Here is an 8,576-nt window from a genome sequence, read left to right as displayed (position 1 = left end):
CGATTTACAACCAATGTCCGCTGTCAGACAAAAATATGGGGTTTTGAGAGGTTGATTATTAAGGGCCCGTAGCTTCGAACCGTGTTGTTGTTGGCCCTATAAGCCCCATACCAAACCTCTTCCCGGCCGAGCGTCGCTCGGTTTTTTTGTGTTGAGGAGGCCTAATGAACGAAGCACTGCTCGGACTGATAGGCCTTCTTGTCGGAGTTGGTATTGGATTTGTCCTCTACAAGCAGGCGGCAAGCCGCAGCGCCGTTTCGGCGCAAGCTCGTGCCCGTGACCGCCTTCATGAAGCTGAAGAAGAAGCCGAAGGGATCAGGCGCGAAGCGCTGGTGGCCGCCAAAGAAGAAGCTGCCCGCATCCGGCAAGAAGCTGAACTACAAGTCAAAGAACGTTCAATCGATGTCCAACGAAAAGAATCACGCATCCTCCAGAAGGAGGAGATGCTCGACCAGACCGCCCAGCGGCTGGAGGGCAAAGAGCTAACGCTTGCCGAAAAGGAAGCGCAGATTGAGGCGCAGAAGCACAAGCTCGAAGAGCTTTCGGTCCGGCAGCGCCAGGAGCTGGAACGCCTGGCGGGCATGTCGGCACAGCAGGCCAAAGAGCTGGTCATCGCCCAGATCGAGAACCAGGCCAAGCGGGACGCCATGACCCTCGTCCGGGATGTCGAGGCCCGGGCCCGGGAGGAGGCGGACCGGCGGGCTCGCAAGATCGTGGCCATCGCCATCCAACGCGTCGCAAGTGAGGAGACCTCCGAGAACTCGATCTCGGTGGTCACCCTCCCGAACGACGAGATGAAGGGCCGGATCATCGGCCGTGAGGGCCGCAACATCAGGGCCTTCGAGTCGGTCACCGGCACCAGCCTTCTCATCGACGACACCCCGGAGTCGGTGGTGCTTTCCTGCTTCGACCCGATCCGCCGCGAGGTGGCGAAGCTGACCCTGGAAAAGCTCGTCGGCGACGGGCGCATCCAGCCGGCCCGCATCGAGGAGATGTACGAGAAGTCGAAGGGTGAGGTCGAGCGCTCCATCCGGGAGGCGGGGGAGTGGGCGGCGATGGAGGCCGGCATCAGCGACCTGCACCCGGAGATGCTCAAGGTCCTCGGCCGGCTGAACTACCGGACGAGCTACGGTCAGAACGTGTTGAAGCACCTGGTGGAGGCATCCCACATCGCCGGCGTGATCGCCGCCGAGCTGGGCACCGACATCCAGCTGGCCAAGCGCTGCACTCTGCTGCACGACATCGGCAAGGCCATCACCCACGAGGTGGAGGGGTCGCACGCCCTCATCGGTGCCGAGCTCGCCCGAAGGTTGAAGGAGGCTCCTGCAGTGGTCCACGCCATCGAGGCGCACCACCAGGAGGTCGAGCAGCGGACGGTGGAGGCGGTCATCACCCAGACGGCCGACGCCATCTCCAGTGCCCGACCGGGAGCACGGCGGGAAACCCTGGAAACCTACGTCAAACGGCTGGAGCGCCTCGAAGCGCTGGCCGAGTCGTTCCCGGGCGTGGAGAAGTGTTACGCCATGCAGGCGGGACGTGAGGTCCGTGTCATGGTCAACCCCAACCGCATCGACGACCTCCAGGCCGAAGTGCTGGCCCGGGACATCGCCAAGAAGATCGAAGAGGAGCTGCAGTACCCCGGCCAGATCAAGGTCATGGTCATCCGGGAGCACCGGGCGATCGAGTTCGCCAAGTAGGGACCTGCAATGACAGGGGACCGCCTTCGGGCGGTCCCTTTGTTTTGCGCTGTAACCTTGGTCCGTGAACAAATCGAAGACCTACTGGATCCGCACCTTCGGCTGCCAGATGAACGAACACGACTCCGAGCGCCTGGCCGGCCTCCTGGAGGTGCAGGGCTACCGCAAGGTGGCCAGCCCCGACCTGGCCGATGTCGCCGTCTTCAACACCTGCGCGATCCGTGAGAACGCCGACAACCGGCTCTACGGGAACCTGGGCCACATCAAGGCGGTCAAGGACGTGAACCCGGATCTCAAGGTGGTTGTCGGGGGGTGCCTGGCCGAGAAGGACCGGGAGACGATCGTCCGCAGGGCGCCCTGGGTCGACGTGGTGATGGGCACCCGCAACATCGAGGCGCTGCCGGCGCTGCTGCAGCGGGTCGAGGAGCAGGGAATCCCGGTCGTCGAGTTCTCCGAGACCTTGAACGTCTTCCCTTCCGCCCTGCCGGCCCGGCGGGACAACAAGTTCCACGCCTGGGTGGCCATCCAGTACGGCTGCAACAACGCCTGCACGTTCTGCATAGTCCCCTCGGTTCGGGGCCACGAGGACTCCCGCCGCATCGGCGACATCCTGGGCGAAGTAAAGGAGCTGTGCGCCGACGGGGTGATCGAGATCACGCTGCTCGGCCAGAACGTGAACTCCTACGGACGGGACATCTACTCCACCCCGAGGTTCGCCGACCTGCTGCTGGCCCTGGACGGCGTCGAGGGTCTCAAGCGGGTCCGCTACACCTCCCCGCACCCCAAGGACTTCCGGGAGCCGGTCGCCCGGGCGATGGCCGAGTCGTCGGTCGTCTGCGAGCATCTGCACCTGCCGCTGCAGTCCGGCTCCACCCGGGTGCTGAAGCTGATGAAGCGGTCCTACTCCAGGGAGAAGTACCTGGACAAGGTGGCGATGGCCCGCGAGATCATCCCCGGCCTGGCGCTGACCACAGACATCATCGTCGGCTTCCCGGGCGAGACCGAGGAGGACTTCGCACAGACCCTCAGCCTGGTGGAGGAGGTCCGGTACGACTCTGCGTTCACCTTCCAGTACTCGCCCCGCCCGGGCACGGTGGCGGCAACGATGGAGGACCAGGTCCCGCACGACGTGGTCACCGAACGCTTCAACCGCCTGGCGGAGGCCCAGCACCGGATCTCGCTCGAGCGGAACGAGGCGCACGTCGGGGAGATCGTGGAGGTGCTGGTCGAAGGTCCCTCGAAGAAGAACCCCGACAAACTGACCGGCCGGACCCGGACGAACAAGCTGGTCCACTTCACCGACCGCGAGCTGGTGGGCGCCGGGGTTACGGCGCCGAAGGCCGGCGAGCTCAGCCAACTGACCACCGCCCTGAGCCGTCTAAATCAGGCGATCGGAGTTTCGTCGGCGGTGGCGGCCGCCCCGCCCATTCCCGGCCAGGGCGAGTTCCGGACCCTCATGATTACCGGCGCCTCTCCCAGCCACATGGAGGGACGGCTCGTCTAGCACTCCGCCCAGGGTCCTCGCCATCGTCGGGCCCACCGCCGCCGGCAAGAGCTCCCTGGCGATGCGGCTGGCAAACCAGATCGGAGGCGAGATCGTCTCTGTCGACTCGGCGGCGATCTACCGCGGCATGGACATAGGCACCGACAAGCCCACCGTCGAGGACCGAGCGCTGGTCCGGCACCACCTCCTCGACATCAACGATCCCGGCGAGATCCCGACCGTCGCCCAATTTCAGGAGGCGGGCCGGGCTGCGGTCGAGGGCATCTTCAGCCGGGGCAAGGTTCCACTGCTGGTCGGCGGGTCCGGGCTGTACTTCCGGGCTATCGTCGACCCCCTGGAGTTCCCGCCTACCGATGCCGAGGTCCGCTCCCGCCTGGAGGCCGAGGCATACGAGTTCGGCGGCTACGAGATGTTTCGCCGCCTGGAGAGCCTCGACCCCGAGGCTGCCGAGCGGATGCACCCGGCCAACGTCCGCCGGACGATCCGGGCCCTCGAGGTCATCGATATCACCGGCCGGCCGTTCTCCTCCTACCGGGTGGCGTGGGACGACCGCGAGTCGGTTTACGACCTCCGGGCGGCCGGGCTCACGCTTCCGCTGGAGGAGCTCAGCAGACGGATCGACGACCGGGTGGACTCTCTGATCGCCCGGGGCTGGGTGGAGGAGGTGGTGGCGCTGAAGGCGGCCGGCGTCCAGTTCTCGACCACCTCACTGCAGGCGCTCGGATATGCTCAGATACTCGACCATCTCGACGGCCGGCTCACTCTCGGCCAGGCCGTCGAAGAAACCAAGCAGCGGACCCGCAAGTTTGCGCGGAGGCAGCTCCGGTGGTTCCGGGCCGATCCCCGGATCAACTGGTTCGAGGACCCCGACGCAGCGGCCGAGTACCTCACGAACGACAAGGTGGACTTTCAAATTGACGATTGAGTTCTCGAAGTACCACGGGCTGGGCAACGACTTCATCCTGGTGTACGAGCAGGTGATGGACGCCGGGACCGCGATAACGATGTGCGACCGCAACCTCGGCGTCGGGGGCGACGGCGTGATCGTCATCGGGCCCTCCGATCTGGCCGACTTCAGCTTCCTGCTCTACAACGCCGACGGCGGGGTCGCCGAGGTCTCGGGAAACGGCCTGCGCTGCGTCGGCAAGTTCCTCTACGACCGGGGGCACCACAACGACACCAGGGTGACGGTCGAGGCCGGGGGCCAGGTCAAGGTGCTGGACCTCACGGTCGAGGACGGAGTCGTCACTTCGGTCCGTGCCGACATGGGGATTCCGGTGGAAGAGGACGACATCGAGCTCTACGGGTGGACTTGGAAGCGAACGACCACCGGCAACCCGCACGCCACGACCTTTGTCGACGACATCGACGCCGCGCCGGTCACCACACTCGGCCCGCTGGTGGAGAACGACCCGGCCTTTCCGAACCGCACGAACGTCGAGTTCGCCAAGGTCGAGGGCGACGTCATCCACGCCCGCTTCTGGGAGCGGGGCGTGGGGGTCACCCAGTCCTCCGGGACCGGGTCCAGCGCCTGCCTGGTCGCCAGCGGCCTGCGCAAGGCCACGGTGCGCACCCCGGGAGGGGATCTGTTTATCACCAGAGAGCCGGACGGCCGCCTGTTCATGACCGGCCCGGCAGTTCACGTTTTTGATGGGAGGACCGCTTGAGAAGTGCCCGCAGGATCTCTGCACTGCCGCCGTACCTGTTCGCCGAGCTGGACAAGAAGGTCTCGGCCGCCAAGGCAAAGGGGGTCGACGTCATCTCGTTCGGCATCGGGGACCCCGACCGCCCAACCCCGGCCCACATCGTGGAGGCCGGCCAGAAGGCGATGGCCGACCCGGCGACCCACCAGTACCCGTCGTACTACGGCATGCCGGAGCTGCGGGAGGCGATCGCCCGCTACTACGACCGCCGGTTCGGCGTGACGCTGGACCCCAAAACCCAGGTGCTGCCGCTGATCGGGTCCAAGGAGGGCATCGCCCACCTGGGGACCGCGTTCGTCGACCCGGGGGACATGGTGCTGATCCAGGATCCCGGCTACCCGGTCTACCAGACCGCCACCATGCTGGCCGGCGGCGGGACGATCTCGGTGCCCCTGTCCGCCGAGCACGACTTCGTGCCGCAGCTCGACCGGATCCCCGAGCTCGCCGTGCAGGCGTCGAAGGTCCTGTGGCTGAACTTCCCGTCCAACCCGACCTCCGCGGTCTGCACCCCGGAGTTCCTGGCGGAAGCGGTGCGGTTCTCCACCCGCAACGACCTGTTGCTGGCCCACGACGCCGCCTACGTCGAGCTGACCTACGACGGGTACGTGGCCCCCAGCGTCCTGCAGGCGCCGGGCGCCCTCGACACCGCCGTCGAGTTCGGCTCACTGTCCAAGACCTACAACATGACCGGCTGGCGCATCGGCTGGGCGGTCGGGTCGGCCGAGGCCATCGAGGCCATCGGCCGGGTCAAGACCAACATCGACTCGGGCATCTTCAACGCCCTCCAGCGGGCAGGCATTGCGGCCCTGGACGGGCCGCAGGACTGCATCGAGGAGAACATCGCGGTCTACAAGCGCCGCCGCGACGTAGTCGTCGGCGCCCTGAACGACGGCGGGATCCCCGTGAGGGCCCCCAAGGGCGCCATCTATGTTTGGGTTCCGGTCCCCGAGGGGCACACCTCGGTGAGCTTTTGCCAGCTGCTGCTGGACGAGGCGGGCGTGATCGTGGCCCCCGGCTCGGGCTACGGCGCCAACGGCGAGGGCTTTGTCCGGTTCTCCCTTACGCTGGCAGATGACCGCGTCGACGAAGGCATGGAACGAGTGTTGAAGGCAATGACCAACGAGCTGAAGGCTCCGAAAGACAGCTGATGGCAGTTACCGAAGCCCCGACCGAACGTGTCGTCCTGGTGGGCGTGGTCCGCTCCCAGGCGCAGATGGACGAGGGCAACGAGTCGCTCGACGAGCTGGCGCAGCTCGCCGCCACCGCCGGCGCGGAGATCGTCGACCGGTTCATCCAGGCGCGCCCGACCCCGGACCCGGCGACCTACGTCGGCAAGGGCAAGGCGATGGAGATCGTGGAGCAGGCCCGCAAGCTGAAGGCCACGGCGATCGTTTTTGACGACGAGCTCGCCCCGTCGCAGGGCAGGAACCTCGAGGATGTGGCCGGGGTCAACCCGCTGGCGCCCGACGCCCTCAAGATCATCGACCGCACCGGGCTGATCCTCGATGTCTTCGCCCAGCACGCCCACTCCGCCGAGGGCAAGCTCCAGGTAGAGCTGGCGCAGATCAACTACATGGTCCCCCGGCTGCGTGGTTGGGGTGAGGTCATGAGCCGGATCGGTGGTTCCGGCGGCGGGGGAGCGTCCGGCCCCAGCCTGGGCACCAGGGGGCCCGGCGAGACCAAGCTGGAGATCGACCGCAGGGCCATCGCCCGGCGCCTCAAGAAGGTCAAGGAGGAGCTGAAGGAGGTCGAGCGCACCCGCCAGGTCAAGAACCGCCAGCGGGAGCGAACGGGGCTGCCTTCGATCAGCCTCGTCGGCTACACGAACGCCGGAAAGTCGACCCTGCTGAACGCGTTCACCGACGCCGGGGTCCTGGTCCAGAACAAACTCTTCTCCACACTGGACCCGGTCTCCCGGAAGCTCGAGCTGCCCGACGGCCGCCCGGTGGTCCTGACCGACACCGTCGGTTTCGTGAAGAAGCTGCCCCACCAGCTGGTCGAGGCCTTCAAGTCGACGCTGGAGCAGACCATCCACGCCGACCTGCTGCTGCACGTGATCGACGCTTCGCAGCCGGACCCCAACGACCACATCGAGGCGGTCAACCAGGTGCTCGGCCAGATCGGCGCCGGAAACATCCCGCGCCTGCTGGCTATGAACCAGGCGGACAAGCTGGACGCCGAGGCCCGGGAGCGCATCAAGAACCAGTTCCCCGATGCGCTGTTCATCTCTGCGCTGAAGGGAGAGGGTCTCCAGGAGCTGCTGGAGGCGATTTCGACCGCGCTGAGCGCCTCTCAGTCCGTAGCGGACTATGTGGTCCCCTTCGACCGGGGCGACGTCCGCAGCCAGATGCACGAGCTCGGCGAGGTCATGGAGGAGTCGGGGGGCGAGGACGGCTGGCGCCTGACGGTCAAGGGGCCGAGGTCGGTCCTGGGCAAGTTCGGGGACTTCGTTGCCGCGTTCCACCCCGAGGTCAACGGCGCCGCACCGGACGAAGGGGAATAGTGTCCGGGTTCTACCTGCTCGAGATGCTCGACGAGGATTGGGCCGGAGTGGCCCTCGGCAGGGACGACCCCGCGCTGGACGACATCCTGGCGGCGACGACGCCGGTTGAAAACTGGGTGCCGCCGCAGATGTTGGTCTACGCCGGGAAGATGACCGACTACCTGCCGAGCAACGTGGGCATGAGGCTTATCTCCAAAAGGCTTCGGGCTGCCATCGAAGAAGCGGCCCCGGGCGCCGGGATCGAGTGGCTGGCGGTATCGGTTACCGACAACGAGTCACAAACCACCTCCGAGTACTGGGTCCTGCACCCGACCGAGGTGCTGGACGTGCTGGACCGAGGAGCGTCGGAGATTGCCCGGGCCGACTTTGTGGTCAAGCCGGTGCTGGACGCCGGCAAGCTGGACGGAGCATCGGTCTTCGTCTTCTCGGAGGGCGACCAGCGCGTGGTGGTCAGCAGCGAGGTGCGCCGGTCGATCGAAGCGGCGGGCTGCACCGGGGTGGGGTTCACGGACCTGCCGGTTACCTAAACAGCAACGATTTTGGTTACCGCCGGGCCGCCCTGTCTCCGGGCTGCCGGAGTGCCGGACACCGGACTGCCGGGTGCCGGACTGCCGGGTGCCGGACTGCCGGACTGCCGGGCTGCTGGCCGACGGGCTGGAGGCCGCCGGGTGCCGGAGTGCGGACCGCCGGGTTGCTGGCCGACCGGGCTGGAGGCCGCCGGGTGCCGGAGTGCGGGCTGCCGGGCCGCCGGAGTGCCGGAGCGCGGGGGTACCTGTAGGGCCAGGCACTGGCGTGCCGGACTGCCGGGAGGCAAAGCCACCGGCAACCCGGGCCGCCGTCGCATGGGCGGTCAGCCAATGGGGCAAAGTTCGCCCCGCAACTCCTCAAGGGTTATCTGTACGGCATACGGCCCGTCCCACAACCAGTGGCCGAGTCTTCGTCCCAGGACGTACCCCTGGTGGGTCTTTAGGTAGTGGTGCCACCCGCACATCCGGCCCAGGTTGTACAGGGCGGTCGGCCCGCCCCGGTGGACCGGGACGATGTGGTCGATCTCCAGGCCGTGCCTCTCCCCGCATCCGGGGACCACGCAGCACTGGTCCCGCTCGATCAGGGCCGCCTCCAACCTGGCCGGGATTACCCGTCCCAACTTGATCACGTTGCGGATGTCG

At 66.8% G+C, this 8,576-nt stretch carries 8 protein-coding genes; 7 read left to right on the top strand and 1 reads right to left on the bottom strand.

Annotated elements, in window-relative coordinates; genetic code table 11:
* The first annotated feature begins 164 nt into the window (after positions 1-164).
* The 7 genes from rny (at position 165) to VFV09_06300 (ending at position 7,934) form a co-directional block, all read left to right on the top strand.
* Positions 165-1,697 carry a ribonuclease Y gene (gene rny / locus VFV09_06330; GenBank protein HEU4867325.1) on the top strand — a complete coding sequence of 511 codons (1,533 nt, stop codon included), beginning with the start codon at positions 165-167 and terminating at the stop codon, positions 1,695-1,697.
* Between the two features lie 64 nt (positions 1,698-1,761).
* The gene (gene miaB, locus VFV09_06325) at positions 1,762-3,201 is read left to right on the top strand and encodes a tRNA (N6-isopentenyl adenosine(37)-C2)-methylthiotransferase MiaB (protein HEU4867324.1); all 1,440 of its coding nucleotides are present in this window, start codon (positions 1,762-1,764) and stop codon (positions 3,199-3,201) included.
* Between the two features lie 22 nt (positions 3,202-3,223).
* Entirely contained in the window at positions 3,224-4,126 is a 903-nt protein-coding gene (gene miaA / locus VFV09_06320) for a tRNA (adenosine(37)-N6)-dimethylallyltransferase MiaA (GenBank protein ID HEU4867323.1), read from the top strand.
* Complete coding sequence (dapF, locus tag VFV09_06315) at positions 4,116-4,868, top strand: diaminopimelate epimerase (protein HEU4867322.1); 753 nt, start codon at positions 4,116-4,118, stop codon at positions 4,866-4,868. Before miaA ends, dapF begins: the two co-directional genes overlap by 11 nt.
* Positions 4,865-6,052 carry an LL-diaminopimelate aminotransferase gene (locus VFV09_06310; GenBank protein ID HEU4867321.1) on the top strand — a complete coding sequence of 396 codons (1,188 nt, stop codon included), beginning with the start codon at positions 4,865-4,867 and terminating at the stop codon, positions 6,050-6,052. The genes dapF and VFV09_06310 overlap by 4 nt, the downstream gene beginning before the upstream one ends.
* On the top strand, positions 6,052-7,407 hold the full coding sequence (hflX, locus tag VFV09_06305; protein HEU4867320.1) for a GTPase HflX: 1,356 nt from the start codon (positions 6,052-6,054) through the stop codon (positions 7,405-7,407). The genes VFV09_06310 and hflX overlap by 1 nt, the downstream gene beginning before the upstream one ends.
* Entirely contained in the window at positions 7,407-7,934 is a 528-nt protein-coding gene (locus VFV09_06300) for a DUF1629 domain-containing protein (protein HEU4867319.1), read from the top strand. Before hflX ends, VFV09_06300 begins: the two co-directional genes overlap by 1 nt.
* 323 nt (positions 7,935-8,257) lie before the next feature.
* Here VFV09_06300 and VFV09_06295 read toward each other — a convergent pair.
* The coding region (locus tag VFV09_06295) for an HNH endonuclease signature motif containing protein (GenBank protein ID HEU4867318.1) at positions 8,258-8,576 on the bottom strand (319 nt) is incomplete at its 5' end.

The organism is Actinomycetota bacterium (assembly GCA_035759705.1).
Lineage (GTDB): Bacteria > Actinomycetota > CADDZG01 > JAHWKV01 > JAHWKV01 > JAJCYE01.
The sequence above is the reverse complement of the archived record's forward strand: the minus strand, read 5'-3'. Positions and strand labels throughout refer to the sequence as shown.